At 59.2% G+C, this 20,705-nt stretch carries 19 protein-coding genes, 1 tRNA gene and 1 pseudogene; 7 read left to right on the top strand and 14 right to left on the bottom strand.

What is annotated here, in order from left to right:
* Positions 1 to 152 precede the first annotated feature (152 nt).
* From BZ163_RS08235 to queA, 6 genes and pseudogenes are all read right to left on the bottom strand, one after another.
* A complete protein-coding gene (locus BZ163_RS08235) occupies positions 153 to 701 on the bottom strand; it encodes a glycine zipper 2TM domain-containing protein (RefSeq protein WP_128870526.1) in 549 nt (182 codons plus the stop codon).
* Between the two features lie 119 nt (positions 702 to 820).
* Positions 821 to 1,735 (bottom strand): protein translocase subunit SecF, encoded by a 915-nt coding sequence (gene secF, locus BZ163_RS08230; RefSeq protein WP_128870525.1) that lies wholly within the window; start codon positions 1,733 to 1,735, stop codon positions 821 to 823.
* A gap of 9 nt (positions 1,736 to 1,744) precedes the next feature.
* Positions 1,745 to 3,613, bottom strand: coding sequence for a protein translocase subunit SecD (gene secD / locus BZ163_RS08225; RefSeq protein ID WP_128870524.1), 1,869 nt, complete (start codon positions 3,611 to 3,613; stop codon positions 1,745 to 1,747).
* 63 nt (positions 3,614 to 3,676) lie between these two features.
* Positions 3,677 to 4,012 (bottom strand): preprotein translocase subunit YajC, encoded by a 336-nt coding sequence (gene yajC / locus BZ163_RS08220; protein WP_053214538.1) that lies wholly within the window; start codon positions 4,010 to 4,012, stop codon positions 3,677 to 3,679.
* A gap of 43 nt (positions 4,013 to 4,055) precedes the next feature.
* A complete protein-coding gene (gene tgt, locus BZ163_RS08215) occupies positions 4,056 to 5,171 on the bottom strand; it encodes a tRNA guanosine(34) transglycosylase Tgt (RefSeq protein ID WP_128870527.1) in 1,116 nt (371 codons plus the stop codon).
* 5 nt (positions 5,172 to 5,176) lie between these two features.
* Positions 5,177 to 6,240 (bottom strand): annotated as a pseudogene (queA, locus tag BZ163_RS08210) (tRNA preQ1(34) S-adenosylmethionine ribosyltransferase-isomerase QueA).
* A gap of 108 nt (positions 6,241 to 6,348) precedes the next feature.
* Here queA and BZ163_RS08205 point away from each other — a divergent pair.
* Together BZ163_RS08205 and BZ163_RS08200 are read left to right on the top strand one after the other, a co-directional pair.
* Positions 6,349 to 6,433: transfer RNA gene (locus tag BZ163_RS08205), tRNA-Leu, on the top strand.
* Between the two features lie 158 nt (positions 6,434 to 6,591).
* Positions 6,592 to 6,921, top strand: coding sequence for a hypothetical protein (locus BZ163_RS08200; protein WP_128870523.1), 330 nt, complete (start codon positions 6,592 to 6,594; stop codon positions 6,919 to 6,921).
* A gap of 227 nt (positions 6,922 to 7,148) precedes the next feature.
* Here the strand turns inward: BZ163_RS08200 and BZ163_RS08195 are convergent, their stop codons facing one another.
* From BZ163_RS08195 to BZ163_RS08185, 3 genes are all read right to left on the bottom strand, one after another.
* Entirely contained in the window at positions 7,149 to 7,880 is a 732-nt protein-coding gene (locus BZ163_RS08195; RefSeq protein ID WP_178110445.1) for a hypothetical protein, read from the bottom strand.
* Between the two features lie 368 nt (positions 7,881 to 8,248).
* Positions 8,249 to 8,938, bottom strand: a complete 690-nt coding sequence (locus tag BZ163_RS08190; protein ID WP_128870522.1) for a tetratricopeptide repeat protein — start codon at positions 8,936 to 8,938, stop codon at positions 8,249 to 8,251.
* Between the two features lie 271 nt (positions 8,939 to 9,209).
* On the bottom strand, positions 9,210 to 10,127 hold the full coding sequence (locus BZ163_RS08185; protein WP_168187331.1) for an Abi family protein: 918 nt from the start codon (positions 10,125 to 10,127) through the stop codon (positions 9,210 to 9,212).
* Between the two features lie 764 nt (positions 10,128 to 10,891).
* Here BZ163_RS08185 and BZ163_RS08175 point away from each other — a divergent pair.
* The gene (locus tag BZ163_RS08175; RefSeq protein ID WP_128870520.1) at positions 10,892 to 11,203 is read left to right on the top strand and encodes a DUF3077 domain-containing protein; all 312 of its coding nucleotides are present in this window, start codon (positions 10,892 to 10,894) and stop codon (positions 11,201 to 11,203) included.
* 162 nt (positions 11,204 to 11,365) lie between these two features.
* On the opposite strand, the gene BZ163_RS08170 is transcribed toward BZ163_RS08175, so the two are convergent.
* From BZ163_RS08170 to BZ163_RS08160, 3 genes are all read right to left on the bottom strand, one after another.
* Positions 11,366 to 11,734, bottom strand: coding sequence for a PH domain-containing protein (locus BZ163_RS08170; RefSeq protein WP_128870519.1), 369 nt, complete (start codon positions 11,732 to 11,734; stop codon positions 11,366 to 11,368).
* Between the two features lie 51 nt (positions 11,735 to 11,785).
* On the bottom strand, positions 11,786 to 12,250 hold the full coding sequence (locus tag BZ163_RS08165) for a hypothetical protein (protein ID WP_128870518.1): 465 nt from the start codon (positions 12,248 to 12,250) through the stop codon (positions 11,786 to 11,788).
* A 151-nt stretch (positions 12,251 to 12,401) separates the two neighbouring features.
* Positions 12,402 to 12,761, bottom strand: coding sequence for a potassium channel family protein (locus tag BZ163_RS08160; protein WP_128870517.1), 360 nt, complete (start codon positions 12,759 to 12,761; stop codon positions 12,402 to 12,404).
* Between the two features lie 528 nt (positions 12,762 to 13,289).
* Here BZ163_RS08160 and BZ163_RS08155 point away from each other — a divergent pair.
* The 4 genes from BZ163_RS08155 to BZ163_RS08140 are packed head-to-tail and all read left to right on the top strand — an operon-like array spanning position 13,290 to position 18,422.
* Positions 13,290 to 13,766, top strand: coding sequence for a formate dehydrogenase subunit gamma (locus BZ163_RS08155; protein ID WP_128870516.1), 477 nt, complete (start codon positions 13,290 to 13,292; stop codon positions 13,764 to 13,766).
* Entirely contained in the window at positions 13,763 to 15,325 is a 1,563-nt protein-coding gene (locus tag BZ163_RS08150; RefSeq protein ID WP_178110444.1) for an NADH-quinone oxidoreductase subunit NuoF, read from the top strand. The genes BZ163_RS08155 and BZ163_RS08150 overlap by 4 nt, the downstream gene beginning before the upstream one ends.
* Positions 15,322 to 18,204, top strand: a complete 2,883-nt coding sequence (fdhF, locus tag BZ163_RS08145; RefSeq protein WP_128870514.1) for a formate dehydrogenase subunit alpha — start codon at positions 15,322 to 15,324, stop codon at positions 18,202 to 18,204. Before BZ163_RS08150 ends, fdhF begins: the two co-directional genes overlap by 4 nt.
* Entirely contained in the window at positions 18,201 to 18,422 is a 222-nt protein-coding gene (locus BZ163_RS08140; protein ID WP_128870513.1) for a formate dehydrogenase subunit delta, read from the top strand. The genes fdhF and BZ163_RS08140 overlap by 4 nt, the downstream gene beginning before the upstream one ends.
* Positions 18,423 to 18,599: 177 nt before the next feature.
* Here BZ163_RS08140 and BZ163_RS08135 read toward each other — a convergent pair whose 3' ends face one another.
* Together BZ163_RS08135 and BZ163_RS08130 are read right to left on the bottom strand one after the other, a co-directional pair.
* Positions 18,600 to 19,958, bottom strand: a complete 1,359-nt coding sequence (locus BZ163_RS08135) for an ATP-binding protein (protein WP_128870512.1) — start codon at positions 19,956 to 19,958, stop codon at positions 18,600 to 18,602.
* The gene (locus BZ163_RS08130) at positions 19,955 to 20,665 is read right to left on the bottom strand and encodes a response regulator (protein ID WP_128870511.1); all 711 of its coding nucleotides are present in this window, start codon (positions 20,663 to 20,665) and stop codon (positions 19,955 to 19,957) included. The genes BZ163_RS08135 and BZ163_RS08130 overlap by 4 nt, the downstream gene beginning before the upstream one ends.
* Positions 20,666 to 20,705: the final 40 nt, after the last annotated feature.

The raw sequence follows: 20,705 nt of genomic DNA, 5'->3' as shown, positions 1-20,705 counted from the left end.
GCGAATGCGGTGTGTCATTCAACATCATTGCTGGATGGCACACCGCATTCGCGAGCAAGCCCGCTCCCACAGGGGTTTTGTGGTGATGTAGATATCGGCGCACAAAAAAAGCACCCCGCAGGGTGCTTTTTTTGGCATCTGAATATCCGCTACTACTTAGCCGGCTCATTCTGCGACAGGATCAACTTACCTTCCTTATCCACCGGAATCTGATTACCCGGATCGCGATCCATCCGCACCTTGCCTTCCTTGCCATCCAGCGAATAACGCACGTCGTAGCCTACAACCTTGTCACTGATGTCATTCACCGTGTTACAGCGAGTCTGGGTCGTGGTGTAGGTATCGCGATTCTGCATACCTTCCTGCACCTTGTTCCCCGCGTAACCGCCACCGACCGCACCGGCCACCGTGGCAATCTTCTTGCCCGTACCGCCACCGACCTGGTTACCGAGCAAACCACCCGCAACGGCACCGATGGCGGTACCGAGAATCTGGTGTTGATCTTTGACCGGCGCCTGCCGGGTCACTGCTACGTCCTTGCACACTTCACGTGGCGTCTTGATTTGTGTCTTGACCGGTTCAACGGCTAGAACTTGCGCATACTCAGGGCCGCTTTTAACCAGGCTGTAGGTGGCAACAGCACCCCCGGCAGTCACACCGACAGCACCCAATACCGCACCAACCAGCAACGACTTGTTCACATGAACCTCCTGACCATCACGTGCGGGACACGCCCGCGCTTCTCCCAGCCTTGGAGCATAAAAAAAGGCGCGAGTTCAACTCGCGCCTTTTTGGCTGACACCGTTCGAGGAATGTTCCCTCAAGGACGGTCGTCGATTTCCTTGTCGGTAGCTACCGGCGGAATCAGGTCTTCGGTGCTCAGGTTCAGCCAGATCAGCACCACGTTGGCGATGTAGATCGACGAATAAGTACCCGCCATCACTCCGATGAACAGCGCGAGGGAGAAGCCCCACAGGTTGTCACCGCCGAAGATCAACAGCGCGCCGATCGCCAGCAACGTGGAGATCGACGTGGCCATGGTCCGCAGCAGGGTTTGCGTGGTCGAGATGTTGATGTTCTCGATCAGCGTGGCCTTGCGCAGCACACGGAAGTTCTCGCGAACCCGGTCGAATACCACGATGGTGTCGTTCAGGGAGTAACCGATAATCGCCAATACCGCGGCCAACACCGTCAAATCGAAGGTGATCTGGAAGAACGAGAGGATCCCCAGGGTCACCACCACGTCGTGGATCAGCGAAACAATGGCACCGACCGCGAACTTCCACTGAAAGCGGAACGCCAGGTAGAGCATGATGCCGCCCAGCGCCATCAGCATGCCGAGGCCGCCCTGGTCGCGCAGCTCTTCACCGACCTGCGGGCCGACGAATTCGACGCGCTTGACCACGGCCGGGTTGTCGCCGCCGGCCTTCTGCAAGGCTTCAGCCACCTGGTGACCCAGTTGCGGGTCTTCGCCCGGCATGCGCACCAGCAGGTCGGTGGTCGCGCCAAAGCTCTGCACGATGGCATCGCTGTAACCCGACGCCGTCAGTTGCTCACGCACCTTGGTGACATCGGCCGGACGCTCGTAGGTCAGCTCGATGAGCGTACCGCCGGTGAAGTCCAGGCCGTAGTTCAGGCCCTTGCTGAACCAGCTGAACAACGCCAGAACCGTAAGCAGCAATGTGACGCCGAACGCAACGTTGCGAACGCCCATGAAGTTGATTGTACGTAACATGGCAGCCCCTTAAATCCACAACTTCTTGAAGTCACGACCGCCGAAGATCAGGTTGACCATCGCGCGGGTCACCATGATGGCCGTGAACATCGAGGTAAAGATCCCGAGGGACATGGTCACTGCGAAGCCCTTCACCGGGCCTGTGCCCATGGCGAAGAGAATCCCGCCGACCAGCAACGTGGTCAGGTTGGAGTCGAGAATCGCGGTGAAAGCCCGGCCGAAGCCTTCGTTGATTGCCCGTTGTACGGACATGCCCGCCGCAATCTCTTCGCGTATCCGCGAGAAGATCAGCACGTTGGCGTCGACCGCCATGCCCATGGTCAAGACGATACCGGCGATACCCGGCAGGGTCAGCGTGGCCCCCAGCAGCGACATCAAGGCCAGCAGCAACACCATGTTCACCGCCAGCGCGACGGTGGCAATGATGCCGAAGAAGCGGTAGATGGCGATGATGAACAGCGAGACGAACAGCATGCCCCACAGCGAGGCATCGACACCCTTGACGATGTTGTCGGCACCCAGGCTCGGGCCGATGGTACGTTCTTCAGCGAAGTACATCGGTGCCGCCAGACCACCGGCACGCAGCAGCAGCGCCAGCTCTGACGACTCGCCCTGGCCGTTCAGGCCGGTGATACGGAATTGAGCACCCAGCGGCGACTGGATGGTCGCCAGGCTGATGATCTTCTTCTCTTCTTTGAACGTCTGAACCGGCACGTCTTTCTCGACGCCGTTGACCACTTGCTTGACGTAAGTGGTGACCGGACGCTGCTCGATGAAGATCACCGCCATGCTGCGACCAACGTTGCTGCGAGTCGCACGACTCATCAGCTCGCCACCGTGGCCATCCAGGCGGATGTTCACTTCTGGCGTGCCCTGCTCGCCGAAGCCAGCCTTGGCGTCGGTGACCTGGTCACCGGTGATGATCAGGCCACGCTCGATCTGTGCCGGCGGACGATTGCCCTCGCGGAACTCGAAGGACTCGGAAGTGGCTTTCGAAGCGCCCGGCTCTGCAGCCAGGCGGAACTCGAGGTTGGCCGTCTTGCCGAGGATACGCTTGGCTTCTGCGGTGTCCTGCACACCCGGCAGCTCAACCACGATGCGGTTGGCGCCCTGGCGCTGAACGATAGGCTCGGCCACACCCAGCTCGTTGACGCGGTTACGGACCGTGGTCAAGTTCTGCTTGATGGAGTATTCGCGGATTTCCGCCAGCTTGGCCGGGGTCATCGCCAGACGCAGCACCGGCTGGCCATTGAGGTCGGCCGGAACAATGTCGAAATCGTTGAAGTTCTTGCGAATCAGGGTGCGGGCTTGCTCGCGGGCGGCTTCATCGGTGAAGCCCAGCTGAATGGCACCTTCGAATTGCGGCAGGCTGCGATAGCGCAGTTTCTCTTTACGCAACAGGCTCTTGACGTCGCCTTCGTAGACTTTCAGGCGTGCATCGAGGGCTTTGTCCATGTCCACTTCCAGCAGGAAGTGCACACCACCGGACAAGTCCAGACCCAGCTTCATCGGGTGCGCGCCAAAGCTGCGCAGCCATTGCGGGGTGGTTTGCGCCAGGTTCAGTGCAACGACGTAGTCATCACCCAATGCCTTGCGCACAACGTCCTTGGCCGGCAGCTGGTCTTCAGCCTTGGTCAGGCGCAGCAGACCGCCCTTGCCGCTCTCTGCCAGCGTGGCAGCCTTGACGCTGATCCCGGATTCCTTGAGCGCTGCGCTCACGCGATCCAGGTCAGCCTGAGTGACCTGCAGCGAAGTGCTTGCACCGCTGATCTGAATAGCCGGGTCATCAGGGTATAAATTGGGAGCGGAATACACCAGACCGATCGCCAGCACCGCCAGGATCAGAATGTATTTCCACAGAGGGTATTTGTTCAGCATCACGCCGCCCGCTTATGACGCGGGGCGCCTTGCGCGCCCCGTCGATTGAGTAGAAGTTGAAACTTAGATCGCTTTGAGCGTGCCTTTTGGCAGCGTGGCGGCGATGGCGCCTTTCTGGAATTTCATTTCGACGGTGTCGGAAACTTCCAGAACCACGAAATCGTCGGCCACTTTGGTGATCTTGCCGGCGATACCACCGGTGGTCACCACTTCGTCGCCTTTTTGCAGGCTACCGAGCAGGTTTTTCTGTTCTTTGGCGCGCTTGGCCTGTGGACGCCAGATCATCAGGTAGAAGATGACCAGGAAACCGACCAGGAAAATCCACTCAAAGCCGCCGCCCATTGGGCCTGCAGCAGGTGCAGCAGCGTCAGCCATGGCGTTAGAGATAAAAAAGCTCATTTAGCACTCCAGTTGCAAATGTTGAATCTTGGGGTCAGAAAACTCAGTCCAAAGGCGGAACGGGAAGTCCGCGTTTGGCGTAGAAGGCATCGACAAAGGCGGCCAATGTACCCTGTTGAATAGCCTCGCGCAAACCAGCCATAAGCACCTGGTAATGGCGCAAATTGTGGATGGTATTCAACATGCTACCCAGCATTTCGCCACACTTGTCCAGATGGTGCAGGTAAGCACGGGAGAAGTTCTGGCAGGTGTAGCAATCGCACGTTGGATCCAGCGGCGAATCATCATGGCGATGAAACGCGTTGCGGATCTTCAGCACGCCTGTATCAATGAACAGATGCCCATTGCGGGCATTACGGGTTGGCATCACGCAATCGAACATGTCCACACCGCGGCGCACACCCTCCACGAGATCTTCCGGTTTGCCAACGCCCATAAGGTAACGAGGTTTGTCAGCCGGCATCTGGCCCGGCAGGTAGTCCAGCACCTTGATCATCTCGTGCTTGGGCTCGCCCACCGACAGACCGCCGATGGCCAGGCCGTCGAAACCGATCTGGTCGAGGCCTTCCAGGGAGCGCATGCGCAAATCCTGGTGCATGCCGCCCTGCACGATGCCGAACAACGCCGCCGTGTTGTCGCCATGGGCTTCTTTGGAACGCTTGGCCCAACGCAACGACAGCTCCATCGACACCCGCGCGACGTCTTCGTCAGCCGGGTACGGCGTGCATTCGTCGAAAATCATCACGATGTCCGACCCCAGGTCACGCTGGACCTGCATCGACTCTTCCGGCCCCATGAACACCTTGGCGCCGTCCACGGGCGAGGCGAAGGTCACGCCCTCCTCCTTGATCTTGCGCATGGCGCCCAGGCTGAACACCTGGAAACCGCCGGAGTCGGTCAGGATCGGGCCTTTCCACTGCATGAAATCGTGCAGGTCGCCGTGCTTCTTGATCACTTCGGTGCCAGGACGCAGCCACAGGTGGAAGGTGTTGCCCAGAATGATCTCCGCGCCGGTGGCGGTGATATCCCGCGGCAGCATGCCCTTGACCGTGCCATACGTGCCCACCGGCATGAACGCCGGGGTCTCGACGGTACCGCGCGGGAAGGTCAAACGACCGCGACGCGCCTTGCCGTCAGTGGCCAGCAATTCAAACGACATACGACTCATTCTGTTTCCTCAGGGCCTGATTCTTTAGGGGCAGTCGGCGCCGGATTACGGGTGATAAACATCGCATCACCGTAGCTGAAAAAGCGGTAACCATGCTCGACGGCGGCTTTGTAAGCGGCCATGGCTTCGGGATAACCGGCGAACGCCGAAACCAGCATCAACAGCGTGGATTCGGGCAAATGAAAGTTGGTGACCAGGGCATCGACCACATGAAACGGCCGGCCGGGTAGATAAAGATGTCGGTGTCGCCACTGAACGGCTTGAGCACGCCATCGCGCGCCGCGCTTTCCAGGGAACGCACGCTGGTAGTGCCCACCGCCACCACGCGACCACCGCGCGCACGACAGGCGGCCACCGCATCCACCACGTCCTGGCCGACTTCCAGCCATTCGCTGTGCATGTGGTGGTCTTCGATCTTCTCGACGCGCACCGGCTGAAACGTGCCCGCACCCACGTGCAAGGTCACGAACGCGGTCTCGATGCCCTTGGCGGCAATCGCCTCCATCAGCGGCTGATCGAAATGCAGCCCCGCCGTCGGCGCCGCCACCGCGCCCAGACGCTCGGCGTACACCGTCTGATAACGCTCGCGGTCCGAGCCTTCATCCGGGCGGTCTATATAAGGCGGCAACGGCATATGCCCGACACGATCCAGCAGCGGCAACACCTCTTCGGCGAAGCCCAACTCGAACAACGCATCATGACGCGCCAGCATCTCAGCCTCGCCACCACCGTCGATCAGGATCTTCGACCCAGGCTTTGGCGACTTGCTGGAACGCACATGCGCCAGCACCCGATGGCTGTCCAGCACCCGTTCCACCAGGATTTCCAGCTTGCCGCCGGAAGCCTTCTGGCCAAACAGCCGCGCCGGAATCACCCGGGTATTGTTGAACACCATCAAATCGCCCGGGCGCAAATGCTCGAGCAAATCGGTGAATTGACGGTGTGCCAGGGCGCCGCTGACCCCATCCAGGGTCAACAGGCGACTGTCGCGACGCTCGGCCAAAGGGTGGCGGGCGATCAGCGAATCAGGGAGCTCGAAGGTAAAGTCAGCAACGCGCATGATGGGGTTCGTCTAGCAGGGCCGCAAAGTCTAGCGGAAACCTCAAAAATTTTCCATGAAACCTGATTGACCAACGGTAATCTCATCTCTATACTTCGCCGCCATTGAGCCCTGATGGCGGAATTGGTAGACGCGGCGGATTCAAAATCCGTTTTCGCAAGAAGTGGGAGTTCGAGTCTCCCTCGGGGCACCAAAATTAAGAAAGGTCTTGCTTTGCAAGGCCTTTTTTTTCGCCCGCGAAAAAGCACCTGACACCCCGCCGACCTGTAGGAGCCGGCTTGCTGGCGATGCTTTTGACCCTGCTCTTCCACACCACCCGCACCGCTGGAACATTTCACAAGGATTCCCCCCATGGAATTGCTGCTGGAAACCGTTGCCCTGTTCGCCCTCAAGCTTGCTTATGAGACGGAAGATTCGAGTCCGATTCTGCGGGATGATTTGGTGATGAGTGATTATGAGCGGGAGGTTTTTGGGTTGTTGGTGCGTCGGGGGGATGTTGAGGCGATTCAATATAAAGTGGACGAATGTATGGTATTGGCGCTGAACGCTATCGGTGGTGTTGAGACAGTCCTGGGCCGCGAGCTGCATAGGTTGTCAGTAAACTTCAACGCGGCGCGGACCATGGAGCATCTTGGTACCCCGCTCAACGCGCTCAACGATTATCTGAAAGATATTCAATGAGTGAAGGGTGTCGCCGAGAGTGTTAGATTTTTTGCGTACAGCCCGGTAACGGCCTGCCGTCAAGCAGGCCTTCATTTCGCCAGGTTTCGCCTAGACCCTTAGCTGTCGCATCTGCGAATACGCGCTGTCTGATCTTCTTGGATAGTCGTGTCATGCAATCGACCTGATTGAAGGCTGCCAGCTTTAATGCCCAGCACAGCGGGCATTGATTGTGTGCCGGTATTTACCTAGGGAGCTGAATCAGCGTCCGATATCTCAGTCATCACTTGCTGAGTCTCAGCCTGTTGGCGTTGATCTTGTGAGCGCTTCCAGCGCCGCCGCTCTCTTGCAATCATTCGCTTCTTATAGGATCTATCCAAGGCACTGTAGATATCGACTTTCAGGTGTTCTCGCCCTTGAGCTATCTGGATTAGGCTTTTTTCCATGCTTTTCAAGTGGCGAGTCATATCAACAGCGGGTTCATTGCCCAGCCAGCTCACTCCATCATGATCGGCCATACTTAAGTTATAGGAGTTCTCCTCCCGCTTCTTATCCGACTGGCTTCGAAGCCAAGATATAGTGACTTCGAAGGACTTTCCTTTCAGAGGGGCGTAGTCGGACAGATAGCTCCGAAGACCGTGGCCTGGCTTCAGAACACTGACTGCCTCGAATGGGATCTTTGCATCAGTTGTTCTGGCTTCGCCGTTTTGAAGCGGCGGTTTGAAGTTAACCTTGATGTCATAGGCTGTGGCATTTCCCGTGTTGTCAATGAGCAAATCGAAGTGTCGTGAAGACCACCGATTTGGACTGAATGTCACAACCACGTGGGGCTGGCCCGACGCTTCAGCCATTCGTGTCGTCTCCCTTGCTAAAACCAACGTTACTCGCCAGAGGAAAAAAGTGGCCACCGCTGTAGCGATCGTGCCCAGCAGTCCTCCCACTCCCAGCACCAAGCTCTGCCAAGGCTCTAGATCCGGCATAGTTCTCTCCCATGCTTAATTGTGAAAGGCACCAGACGCCGAGTGTAAGCCGCTGCGCCGAATTTTGCTGCAAGTAGAAACTGAAGATACCTCTGGCGTAATGTCACCACAAAAATAGAAAACTAGGGGGCAGAAAACTAGGGGGCAGATTTATTTCCATTCATTGGATAAGAAAAGACAGGCAGTCTAGAAAGCGGAATTACCCGATAGACGCATCAGTGTGCTCCTGATTCCTGATAATAAATCTGCCCCCTTTACCCCTCCCTTTACCCCTCGCCCCCTTTACCCCTCTTTTCCAGTCACCTTCCGCAAGGCCGACTATGTTGGGTGTCGCCTGATTTCCGATTTCGTGAGTTTTCCGAAGGCTGCTAAAACTCAACCCTATGATAAATACCTTCAGCACCCACATTATGACCAAAGCCGCACCACCCACCTGCCGTGCGCTTTACAGTGATCAGATCTTTTTTAATGTCGAAGTCGTATGCACAGTCGCCGTCATCTCCGCTCATGGCGTAATGAGCCTTGCCATTATCAACGGCTAATACCGTTGAAAACTCACCAATATTGGGACCGTAATACATCGCCATCAGGCCAGCGTAATAACCCTGAAATTCAAATTTGTATTTCTGACCCTGCGGCTTGACAACCATGGAACTCCATAACGAAGCTCCAGAATATTGCCAATATTGCGCCTCTGACTTAGCGGACAGCTTCTCTATCGAGTTTTTTATCTCGCCACTGAATTTTCCGAGATTGAAAATCGACTTTTTGTCGTTTGGCAGTATACTCAGCCATGCACGGGCCTTAAGGTAGTTGCCTTCGTGAACATAGGTGAGAGCGACGTTATTGTAGGCCATCGCAATTTTCTCTTCTTCCAGTTGACAACTTTCCGACCAGCCAACCTGCCGCTCGTACTGCTCCCGAGCCTTGGCGTATTGCTTAAGCTTGTAATATTTTCCACCCTCGGCGGAATACTCACTAATTTTAAGACAGTTGGCCACCACCTCTTTCTCATTAATGTTTGCATGAGCAAAAAACGGCATTATAAAAATCAGCATAATCGCATCAACTCTTATAAAGCGGCGCACTAAAAACAAAAACCCTGAACATTCATATTATTTTTCCTTTTTAATAACTTAAGATCCAAAATTGCGCAAACGGCAACATCGTCATATGGAGGAAACAATTACATAACAATAGGAACGCCACATTTTTTCGATGTAGTCGGCACAACAATAAAAATGTCACATTATTTGCATTTCTGTGCGTCCCCACTTCTTGTTCCCAGCCCCACTTCGAATACATGCCATAGCCTTACGCCAAAGCTAGCTAGATCCCGAAAAGTTTCCGAGGGAACCCAGTTTCATCCGGGAACCCCATCGCTTTGAAGGTGCAGCCCGGCATAGCAGGCTTGCTGTCGATCAGATCCGCGACTTCGTTGATCCAGGTCGAGGCTGGTGCGATTTTCTGGAGCAGAAACCATATGACTGCAACCAACCCGTACAACCGCTTGAGTGCATGCTGATCCATCCCCAGCGTCTGAAAAAACTGGTCAGCGGGGACCGCTAACGAGTTAGGAGAGGCCTGATTCCAAATACGGGTATGGTGCGCACAGCGGTTGCGCAAATGGCTGGTCTGTTGCATCCACCGGCTGAGCATCTTGGCGTTGTTCAAGCCGAAGCGCGCGAGTATGAAATTCTGATACTTGCTATTGAGCAGCTCGAAGAACTCCGAGAGATCCCCGAAATCCCATGCTTCCACCGCTACCCAAACGGGTATGGACTTACCGGCTCGGAAGTGCCACTGAATGCAGTCCTCTTTACTTCGAGTAATGTGCGATTGCTGCTTTTGGCTCCACTCTGCCCACTTGTTCCGCCTATTACCGCGACGATCCGTGTACGGTTGAGTCCATTTATTCAGAATGAATTTCGCATTGGTGTAGGCCATCGGGTCGTGGTACCCAACCTCGTGAGCCATTACCGTCTTGAGGTGAACCTCCAAGCGCTCGACCGCATCCAGCATGAGCATCCGTAATCGCTTATCGAACTTGTAAAGATCTACGATCGTGTCGAAAGAGGTCGCTGCCTGGAAAGTGTCCAGACGCAGTGGCTTGCCTGTGACCGGGCAAACGTCTTGCCGCAGGCTGTTCATTTTGAACTCCCGCGCCGGGTACCAGTAACCGCTGAGGCGGTAATACCCTAGCTGCGCGAGCTTGCGCTCTGCACGAGACGGGTCATGGATTTGCATACCCCTGCTGGCCAGCAGCGCAACCAAATCAGGGTATGTACGGAACGGTTTCGGAGGGGCTGGGGTAGACAACTTCCATGTTCCAGAAACAAGAAGGCCCGAACGTAATGCCGGACTAAGCCAGCACCAGAGGATCGGGCGCGATTGGGATTGATGCTGCCGTAACCTGATGATCATGTCAATTTGAACGTCGCAGAAAACGCGGCAAACGCCAGGATTTATGCGGGTTTGTGACGATCTGTTGCAGGCGGTGGCGTGCGCTTGTGAGCAGCCTAGAACAGAGCTCTTTGGTTATCTGTCAGGCGATTCCGATATAGCGGTAGGGATATTCTCTGCGATGCCTGGTGCGAGCAATTTTCAAAGAGATCGAGGTTTGGAAGTTGCAGCAACGAGGTGTGCGCGATACCCTTCCACTGTCGCTGCCAATTCAGCGACCGGGTGTGGAAACCCGTGTAATTCAAGGCGCAACAGCGCCCCCATCACGTCTGCCGGCGCTTTTTTTTATGCCTGCGGCGTGAGTTATGGCGGCTGTGCGTGGGACGTCTTCGGGCGTGCCGGTTTCCTTGATTCCCGGTTTTCCACCCTGCGCACAGCTGTCACCCATTCGTGTGGAAACGAACGTGGCAGCTCCTCATATCAAGGAGTTTGATAATGCGCAGCATCAATCCGTACGAAATTTGGGTTTTCCCTCATCGCGATTCCCAAGTGCCTATCGCCCCACCGTCCGCCCTCTCCCACCGCCTCTTCGTTATCGGAGGTGGCCAATGATTGAACAATCTGAACTAAAAACCATCGGCCTGACACCTGCCATCTACTGCGCGGATCAAGCGCTATTCCATGTCACTCGCGGCGTTCCCCTCGGTGATGCGTTAGCCATGGCTTCTGATTTCCTGTTTCTGGCCAAGGCGCTTACAGCAGATGCTGCCTACGCGAAGGACACCGACCGCCACGCCTGGGCTGCTCATTATCTGACGTCCATGAGTAAGGCCGTGGTGGATGACGCGGTGAAGGTGTTGACGCGGGGTCGGGCGTCGACAGTGACACCTCAGAGGACGGCGGCTGCGTCTGAAGTGTAGATTTTGAAGAATGGGCAGCGGGTTGCTTGGGATGATCGCAGGGCTTTCATATTGATGTTGGCTGGGCTGGCGCTTTCGCTGGCAAGCCAGCTCCTACAGGGGTTGAGGTGAGCTGACTGGGGGTGTTAGCCCCGATTTTTTGGGGCTAACACATCATTCGGTTCACAGCACGTGTTGGGAAATCAGCTTCGATATTTCTACCATCGATGTCCTGCCGGTGAATTCGAATTTCACTTTCCCCAGCGACGAAAAATAGATCTCCAGCTCGGAATCCAGATCGAACGTCCCCGAGGTTTCCACCGAGTACGCCACGATGTTTTTGTACGGCAACGAGGTGAAGTCTTTCTTGCTGCCGGTGAGGCCCTGTACGTTGACGGCGATGATGCGTTTGTTGGTAAACACTACGCCGTCGCGCATGGACTTGTACGAATCGATGACCTGTTCGCCATCAAGCAATAGGGCGGAAACGCGTTCGGCGTATTCTTCGTTTTGCTTGAGCTTGAAGAATCCCTTGTTGTTGAAATCAATCATTTGCCGCTCCTGGTTTTAAATGCACTTCAACGCTTAAAGACGCCTCAACGGCTACTCAATCTGAATCGGCCCCTTGGTCCCGGCAGCGCTGTCCATCCAGTAGTCTTCATTCTGCAGTCGCCGATCGCCCTGGATGGTGAAGAGGAGCTTGCCCTGGCGAAACTGCAGCGTGCCGTCGGTGCGTTTGGCATTCACCCGTTTGCCGTTGACCCAGACCTGTTCTTTGGCATCGATGCGGATGGTGGCAACGGTCGCGCCTGCATCGCTCTTGGCAACCCACTGCCCGGCATAAGGCGTCTGGGCTGGGGTCTGGGCGCCTGGGCTGTCCGCCGCGGGGTTGGTGAAGCCGGCCTTGGCGTTTTCCGCCTTGGTCTTGTGGATATCGCAGCCTTGGGTTTCGCTGACCTGGGTGCAGCCGGATTGTTCGAGTTGCTGGCGGTATTTTTCGTTGATGGCGTACGCCGGGGACTGGGTCGCGATCAAGATGGCCAGCGCCGGCAGGATGAGTCTATTCATGGGGGCTCCTTTGCGATCTCTATCGAACGGCATCGCACATTCACTGTAGCTGGCTGATTACGTCCTTCACTACCCGCGCCAGGACAGCAGCACCTGTGGATAACTCTACCAGCACTGTGGCACGCCTTGCTCATCCGGACCAGGCATGACTTCACGCCGTCGGCTTATCCGACTCGTCCTGCCCCGCCGCCCGCACTGCAATCTCAATCGCCCGAACGCTGATCGCCGCAAATATCGCTGTCATCAGCACCCCGTTGAACCCCAGAAAAATCGCCAGAACCCGCGAAACGCCAAGTTTCGGCACGAGTTCTCCATAACCAATGGTCAAACCGGTCACGAAGCCGAAATAGATGCCGTCAAAAGGATCCCATCCCTCCAGGTGGCTGATGATGAGGCCGATCAGCACGATCAGAAAAAGCAGTATGGAAAAGATCGGCCAGACAACGCGAAAGTAGAACCCGACGGCTTTGTAGAATTCTCGACGGACGTGCGATGCATGAGTGGGCTTCATGTCATGGGCTTCCTGAGGTTTGCCTGGGCGGCGGGTGTATTGACCCTCCATCAGCTTGGCACAGGCGCTGGAAACTGGTGGCCAACTGATCCACTCCCCCTCCCGTCTTGATCACATCCTTGATGCGGCCCTTGAATTCCCCCCTCCCATGACGTCGGCCAGTCGTCGCGGTGCCTCAGCAGCGGGTTTGGCTTGGTTCAAACTTGATTCGCGATAGCGCTGCACATGGCGCCCTGCCCCTTCAGGGACGACGCCTCGGGCCGCATTCTTCTAGACTCAATAGAAGGTCGTGGAAAGAACCGGGCACGTCGCTTTGGTGCAGATGAATTGAAAGCCCCGTGGCAAGCTGATTTATGCCCTTTTGAGGTGCGGCAAAGACCGCGCCGGGCACAACAAGATGCCCGCTCAGGGTGCCCTGGCCAACGGCCTGACAATGCCACGATACCGTGACGTGGTGTGAATGCCGCAGCCGACACTTTCGGACGACCGACAACCGCCTGGTTTGTCCGTGACCGTGAGGATTGCTGAATGCCTGATGAGACGTTGCACCTGCCGATGGTCAACAGCCTGTTGGAGCGCCACAAGGGCACTCCCGGCGCACTGTTGCCCATCCTTCATGATATTCAGGAACGCATCGGTTATATCCCCGATGCGGCTATCCCCGAAATTGCCCACGCGTTGAACCAGAGTCAGGCCGAGGTTCGCGGGGTGATCAGTTTTTACCATGATTTTCGTACCGCGCCGCCGGCCCGCCATATCCTGCGGCTGTGCCGGGCCGAGTCCTGCAAGAGTCGTGGCGCCGAGCAGTTGGCCGCCCAGTTGCGCGAGCGTCTGCAACTGGACGATCACGGCAGCAGCGCCGACGGCAGCATCAGTTTGCGTCCGGTGTATTGCCTGGGTGCCTGCGCCTGTTCGCCCGCGCTGGAGCTGGATGGCCGGGTGCATGCGCGGCTCAGTGCCGAGCGCCTGGATGCCTTGCTTGACGCTTGCCGGGAGGACGCATGATGTCGGCTCTCTATCTGCCCTGTGATTCGCTGGCCCGTGCCGTGGGCGCCGACGAGGTGGCGGTGGCCCTGATCACTCAGGCCCGTGAGCGCAATCTGCCCCTGGAGTTGCAGCGCACCAGCTCGCGCGGCCTGTATTGGCTGGAACCGCTGTTGGAAGTGGACAGCCCCCAAGGCCGTATCGGTTTCGGCCCGCTGACCGCGGCCGATGTGCCATCCGTGCTCGAAGCCCTGCAAGGCGAGCCGTCCGCGCATCCACTGGCCTTGGGCCTGGTGGAAGAATTACCGTATCTGAAGACTCAACAACGCCTGCTGTTCGCCCGGGCCGGTATTACCCGGCCGCTGTCGCTGGACGATTACCGGGAGCACGGCGGTTTCGAGGGTTTAACAAGGGCCGCCAACATTGGCGGCGAGCAGACCGCGACGGAAGTGTTCGATTCAGGCCTGCGTGGGCGTGGCGGCGCGGCTTTCCCGGCCGGGATCAAATGGCGCACGGTGCGTGCCACCCAGGCGGCGCAGAAATACATTGTGTGCAACGCCGACGAAGGCGACTCCGGTACCTTTGCCGATCGCATGTTGATGGAAGGCGACCCCTTCCTGCTGATCGAAGGCATGGCCATTGCCGGCATCACTGTCGGCGCCAGCTACGGCTACATCTATGTGCGTTCGGAATATCCAGACGCCGTGGCCATCCTGCGCCAGGCGCTGAACATCGCTCGATCCGCCGGTTACCTGGGCGCCAATGTCGGCGGCAGTGGCCAGGCTTTCGATATGGAAGTGCGGGTCGGTGCCGGCGCGTACATCTGTGGTGAGGAAACCGCGCTGCTGGACTCCCTCGAAGGCAAGCGCGGCGTCGTTCGCGCCAAGCCGCCGATCCCCGCCTTGAAGGGCCTGTTCGGCCTGCCGACCCTGGTGCACAACGTGCTGACCCTGGCCTCAGTGCCGCTGATCCTGGCCAAAGGTGCGCAGTTCTATCGCGATTACGGCATGGGCCGTTCCCTGGGCACCATGCCCTTCCAGCTGGCGGGCAATATCCGTCACGGCGGCCTGGTGGAACGGGCCTTTGGCCTGACCCTGCGCGAACTGGTGGAGGACTACGGCGGCGGAACCGCCAGTGGCCGGCCGCTGAAGGCTGCGCAGGTTGGCGGGCCTTTAGGCGCCTGGGTGCCGCCAAGTCAATTCGACACGCCGCTGGATTACGAAGCCTTCGCCGGCATCGGCGCAATGCTCGGTCACGGCGGTGTGGTGGTGGCTGACGACAGCCTGGACATGGCCCATATGGCGCGTTTCGCCATGCAGTTCTGCGCCGAGGAATCCTGCGGCAAATGCACCCCCTGCCGCATCGGCTCGACCCGGGGCGTGGAGGTGATCGACCGCCTGCTGGCTGCGCCGGACCAGAGCGGTCGCGATGAGCAGGTGATCATCCTCAAGGACCTGTGCGACACCCTGCAATACGGTTCGCTGTGCGCGTTGGGCGGCATGGTCTCGTTTCCGGTCGCCAGCGCCCTCAAGCACTTCCCCGCCGACTTCGGCTTGCAGCCTTCGGAGGCCGAGCAATGATCACTCTCTTCGACCCGAAAACAGACATCGACCTTGGAACGCCTGCCCGCGACAGCCAGGTGCAGGTCACCCTGAACATCGACGGCCGCAGCATCAGCGTGCCCGAAGGCACCTCGGTGATGCGCGCCGCCGCGCTGCTGGGCACCACCATTCCCAAACTGTGCGCCACCGACAGCCTGGAAGCCTTCGGCTCCTGCCGCATGTGCCTGGTGGAGATCGACGGCATGCGCGGCTACCCGGCGTCCTGCACCACGCCGGTCACCGAAGGCATGAGCGTGCACACCCAGACACCGAAGCTCGCGACCCTGCGCCGCAACGTCATGGAGCTGTACATCTCCGATCACCCGCTGGACTGCCTGACCTGCTCGGCCAACGGCAACTGCGAGCTGCAAACCGTCGCCGGCCAGGTCGGCCTGCGGGAGGTGCGTTACGGCTATGAAGGCGACAACCATCTGGCCGACGTCAAGGACACCTCCAACCCCTACTTCGACTACGACCCGAGCAAGTGCATCGTCTGCAACCGCTGCGTGCGCGCCTGCGAAGAAACCCAGGGCACCTTTGCCCTGACCATTACCGGGCGCGGGTTCGAATCCCGCGTGGCGGCCGCCGGTGGCGATAACTTCCTCGAGTCGGAGTGCGTGTCCTGCGGCGCCTGCGTGCAAGCCTGCCCCACCGCGACCCTGATCGAAAAAAGCGTGGTCGAACTGGGCCAGCCCGAACGCAGTGTGATCACCACCTGTGCCTATTGCGGCGTGGGTTGCTCGTTCCGCGCCGAGATGAAAGGCGACCAGCTGGTGCGCATGGTTCCGGACAAGAACGGCCAGGCCAACCACGGCCACTCCTGCGTCAAGGGGCGTTTTGCCTGGGGCTACGCCACCCACCCGGATCGCATCACCAAGCCGATGATCCGCAAACACATCAACGACCCCTGGCAGGAAGTCAGCTGGGATGAAGCGGTGACCTACGCCGCCAGTGAATTCCGCCGGCTGCAGCAACAATACGGCCGCGACTCGATTGGTGGCATCACCTCCAGCCGCTGCACCAACGAAGAAACCTACCTGGTGCAAAAACTGGTGCGCGCCGCGTTCGGCAACAACAACGTCGATACCTGTGCGCGAGTCTGCCACTCGCCGACCGGCTATGGCCTGAAACAAACCCTGGGCGAGTCCGCCGGCACCCAGAGTTTCGACTCGGTGATGCAGGCCGACGTGATCCTGGTGATGGGCGCCAACCCCAGCGACGCCCACCCGGTGTTCGCCTCGCAGCTCAAACGCCGCCTGCGCGAAGGCGCGCGGCTCATCGTCATCGACCCACGCCGCATCGATCTGGTGGACTCGGTGCACGCCCGCGCCGAGCTGCACCTGGCCCTGCGCCCGGGCACCAACGTCGCCATGCTCAACGCCCTGGCCCATGTCATCGTCACTGAAGGCCTGCTCAACCAGGCGTTTATCGACGCCCGTTGCGAGGGCAACGATTTCGCTCGCTGGAGCGAGTTCGTCAGCCGCGCGGAAAACTCGCCGGAAGTCCTGGGCGCCACCTGCGGCGTAGACCCGGCCGACATCCGTGCCGCCGCCCGCCTGTATGCCACCGGCGGCAATGCGGCGATCTACTATGGCCTGGGCGTCACCGAGCACAGCCAGGGCAGCACCGCGGTGATGGGCATCGCCAACCTGGCCATGGCCACCGGCAACATCGGTCGCGAAGGCGTGGGCGTAAACCCGCTGCGGGGGCAGAACAACGTGCAGGGCTCCTGCGACATGGGTTCCTTCCCCCACGAGCTGCCCGGCTACCGGCACATCTCCAACGAAGGGGTGCGCGCGCAGTTCGAACAAGCCTGGAACGTCACCCTGCAACCCGACCCGGGCCTGCGCATCCCCAACATGTTCGAAGCAGCGTTGGGCGGCAGCTTCAAGGGCCTGTATTGCCAAGGCGAAGACATCGTTCAGAGCGACCCCAATACCCAGCACGTCACCGCCGCGATGTCGGCCATGGAATGCGTGGTGGTGCAGGACATTTTCCTCAACGAAACCGCCAAGTTCGCCCACGTGTTCCTGCCGGGCTGCTCGTTCCTGGAAAAAGACGGCACCTTCACCAACGCCGAACGGCGCATCTCCCGGGTGCGCAAGGTCATGGAGCCGCTGGGCGGCAAGGCCGACTGGGAAGGCACCATTGCCCTGGCCAACGCCCTGGGTTACCCGATGAACTACCGGCACCCATCGGAAATCATGGATGAAATCGCCCGCCTGACGCCGACCTTCACCAACGTCAGCTACGCCGCACTGGACAGCCACGGCAGCCTGCAATGGCCGTGCAACGCCGAGGCGCCTGACGGCACGCCGACCATGCACATCGAGGAGTTCGTGCGCGGCAAGGGGCGCTTCATGCTCACCGGCTACGTGCCCACCGAGGAAAAGGTCAACAATCGTTACCCCCTGCTGCTGACCACCGGGCGCATCCTCAGCCAGTACAACGTCGGCGCCCAGACCCGGCGGACCGACAACGTTGCCTGGCACAATGAAGACCGCCTGGAAATCCACCCGACCGACGCCGAGAGCCGTGGCATCAACGAGGGTGACTGGGTCGGCATTGGCAGCCGCGCCGGGCAGACCGTACTGCGCGCGCGGATCACCGAACGGGTCGCCCCGGGCGTGGTGTACACCACCTTCCACTTCCCTGAATCGGGGGCCAACGTCATCACCACCGACAACTCCGACTGGGCCACCAACTGTCCGGAGTACAAGGTCACCGCCGTGGAAGTCAGCCGCGTCTACCACCCTTCCGAGTGGCAAAAACGCTATCAGGCGTTCAGCGACAACCAACAACGCCTGCTCGACGATCGCCGCCAGGCTCGTGGCGCTAAAGCGGAGGTGCGCCGATGAGCACTGCCAACCTGATCAAGATGGCCAACCAGATCGCCCAGTACTTCGCCAGCGAACCGGACCAGCAAAAGGCCGTGCTCGGCGTGCGCAATCATCTGCAGATGTTCTGGGCGCCGAGCATGCGCAAGGAGCTGCTAGCCTGGCAGACCGAGCATCAGGGGGCCGACTTGCACCCGCTGGTGCAGGCGGCGGTCAGTGGGGCGGGGTGGGAGGCTTAGGTTTGCACGAGCTTGAGAATGGATGAAAAACCTGTGGGAGCGAGTTTGCTCGCGAAGGCGTCGTATTCGCCGACATCAGTCGTGAATGTGCCGGCCTCTTCGCGAGCAAGCTCGCTCCCACATGGATAGGTGTGGTGACTGGTATTTGGATTAGCCCCGAGTATTTCGGGGCTCTCGCTAGGCCGGATGCACCGGTAGTACCACCTGCGCCTCCAACCCGCCCTTCGATCGATTGCGCAGTGTCAGCTCGCCTCCATGCTCCAACACTATCGCCCGCGCGGCCGATAACCCCAAACCGACACCCCCCGTGCTTTTGTTCCGCGAGCCTTCCATGCGAAAGAACGGCGCGAACACTTGTTCAAGGCTGGCATCCGGAATACCCGGTCCACGATCCAGGATCTTGATCCGCATTTCTCCGGCACCGCCAATCAATTCCACCGTCGGTTCACGACCGTACTTGATCGCGTTATCAAGCAGATTGGTAATCACCCGCTTAAGCCCCAACGGCCGCCCGACATACACCCATCGCAACGGCCCGCTAAAAGCGACATCGATACCCTGATCCCGATAATCATCCAGCAACGTTTGCAGCAACTCCGCCAGATCAAACTGAGTCGCCGGTTCCAGCCGAGCATCGTCGCGGAAAAACTCCAGCGCCGAGTTGATCATCGCCTGCATCTCATCCACGTCACGAAACAGCCGTTGCTGTTGCTCACTGTCTTCGATGAACTCACCCCGCAAACGCATCCGCGTCAGGGGCGCGCGCAGGTCGTGGGAGATGGCGGCGAGCATTTGCGTGCGGTCGCGGATGAAGTGCTGCAACTGGGCCTGCATGGCGTTGAACGCGAGGATCGCCTGGCGGATTTCGTGGGGGCCCAGCGGTTCGATGGGCGGGGCGCGGAAATCCACGCCGAAGCGTCGGGCGCCTTCGGCGAAGCGTTGCAAGGGTGTGGCGAGGCGGCGGGTGGCGATCAGCGCGACCAGGGCGGTGGAGATCAGCACCAGCAGGATCACGATCAGGTAGCGTGGCGTTTCGTCGAGGCCCCAGCTGCGCGAAGGCGCAGAGAACATCAGCCATGTCGAATCCGCCAGTTCGATCAGCAGCGCGTAATGAGCGTCGGCCGTGTGTTCCGTCCAGTCGGCCGGTTCATAGGCTTCGACGCGCCGGTCAGGGGATCTGAGCATTGGCTGCAGGATGGTCGAGCCGATGTCGGACTTCGGATCGTCCACTGTCGGCAGATCGAGATCGTGCCGGTCAGGATGCCAACTGACGGTGAAGCCATTTTCGCTGGCGGCTTGCGCCAGCGGGTTGCGCAATGGCGCCGGGGCGGCCTCGATGACGCGGGCGATAGCGGCGGCTTTTTCCAGCAGGCCGATTTCGGTCAGCGGCGGGCGCGCCCACACCCCGGCCAGCTGGATAAACAGCCCGTTGAGCGCCAGTGAAATGAGCATGGCCAGGATGATCGTCAAGGCGATCCAGCGTGCCACCGTATCTTGCGGCCAGCCCCGGGCGCGAATCCGCTTCAGCCAGCTCATCGCCGGGTCACGCTGGGGGTAAACAGGTAACCGCCGTTGCGCACGGTACGAATCATCGCCGGGCGCTTGGTGTCGGATTCGAGTTTGCGCCGCAGGCGGCTGACCTGGACGTCGATGCTGCGATCGAAGGCGTCATGGCAATGCCCGCGCGCCAGGTCCAGCAATTGCTCGCGGGTGAGGATGCGTTGCGGGTGTTCGACGAACACCAGCAGCAGGTCGAACTCGCCGGCCGACAGCGGGATCATCACATTGTCCGGCGAGCGCAGTTCCCGGCGCGTGACGTCGAGGTGCCAGTCGGCGAAGTCGATCAGCGGCCGTGGCCGTTCCTGCTCCAGCGGACGGCGTTCGTCCACGCGGCGCAGCACCGCGCGCACCCGGGCCAGCAGTTCGCGGGCGTCGAAGGGTTTGGTCAGGTAGTCATCGGCACCCAGTTCGAGGCCGACCACTCGATCACTGAGCTCGCCCATGGCGGTCAGCATGATCACCGGTATGGCGTGTCGAATCCGCAGTTGCTGGCACAGGATCAGCCCGCTGTCGCCCGGCAACATCACGTCCAGAATGATCAGGTCCGGCGCCTGGCGCTCGATGGCCGCCCACAGCGATGCGCCGTCGGTGGCGACCTCGACGCGGTAGCCGTGCTGCACAAAGAATTTTTTCAGCAGATCGAGGACCTCAAGGTCGTCGTCCACGATTAAAAGACTGTTCACCGAAGGTCACTTCAGGGGCGAATGGAGCCGACATCTAAAA

This window comes from Pseudomonas sp. VI4.1, assembly GCF_002029345.1.
Lineage (GTDB): Bacteria > Pseudomonadota > Gammaproteobacteria > Pseudomonadales > Pseudomonadaceae > Aquipseudomonas.
Note: the sequence above shows the minus strand (reverse complement) of the source record. Positions and strands in the feature narration are given on the sequence as shown.

Coding starts and splice junctions, on each gene's coding strand:
- secF (WP_128870525.1), bottom strand. CDS start 1,735: ATGTTACGTACAATCAACTTCATGGGCGTTCGCAACGTTGCGTTCGGC.
- secD (WP_128870524.1), bottom strand. CDS start 3,613: ATGCTGAACAAATACCCTCTGTGGAAATACATTCTGATCCTGGCGGTG.
- yajC (WP_053214538.1), bottom strand. CDS start 4,012: ATGAGCTTTTTTATCTCTAACGCCATGGCTGACGCTGCTGCACCTGCT.
- tgt (WP_128870527.1), bottom strand. CDS start 5,171: ATGTCGTTTGAATTGCTGGCCACTGACGGCAAGGCGCGTCGCGGTCGT.
- BZ163_RS08200 (WP_128870523.1), top strand. CDS start 6,592: ATGGAATTGCTGCTGGAAACCGTTGCCCTGTTCGCCCTCAAGCTTGCT.
- BZ163_RS08195 (WP_178110445.1), bottom strand. CDS start 7,880: ATGCCGGATCTAGAGCCTTGGCAGAGCTTGGTGCTGGGAGTGGGAGGA.
- BZ163_RS08190 (WP_128870522.1), bottom strand. CDS start 8,938: ATGCTGATTTTTATAATGCCGTTTTTTGCTCATGCAAACATTAATGAG.
- BZ163_RS08185 (WP_168187331.1), bottom strand. CDS start 10,127: ATGCAAATCCATGACCCGTCTCGTGCAGAGCGCAAGCTCGCGCAGCTA.
- BZ163_RS08175 (WP_128870520.1), top strand. CDS start 10,892: ATGATTGAACAATCTGAACTAAAAACCATCGGCCTGACACCTGCCATC.
- BZ163_RS08170 (WP_128870519.1), bottom strand. CDS start 11,734: ATGATTGATTTCAACAACAAGGGATTCTTCAAGCTCAAGCAAAACGAA.
- BZ163_RS08165 (WP_128870518.1), bottom strand. CDS start 12,250: ATGAATAGACTCATCCTGCCGGCGCTGGCCATCTTGATCGCGACCCAG.
- BZ163_RS08160 (WP_128870517.1), bottom strand. CDS start 12,761: ATGAAGCCCACTCATGCATCGCACGTCCGTCGAGAATTCTACAAAGCC.
- BZ163_RS08155 (WP_128870516.1), top strand. CDS start 13,290: ATGCCTGATGAGACGTTGCACCTGCCGATGGTCAACAGCCTGTTGGAG.
- BZ163_RS08150 (WP_178110444.1), top strand. CDS start 13,763: ATGATGTCGGCTCTCTATCTGCCCTGTGATTCGCTGGCCCGTGCCGTG.
- fdhF (WP_128870514.1), top strand. CDS start 15,322: ATGATCACTCTCTTCGACCCGAAAACAGACATCGACCTTGGAACGCCT.
- BZ163_RS08140 (WP_128870513.1), top strand. CDS start 18,201: ATGAGCACTGCCAACCTGATCAAGATGGCCAACCAGATCGCCCAGTAC.
- BZ163_RS08135 (WP_128870512.1), bottom strand. CDS start 19,958: ATGAGCTGGCTGAAGCGGATTCGCGCCCGGGGCTGGCCGCAAGATACG.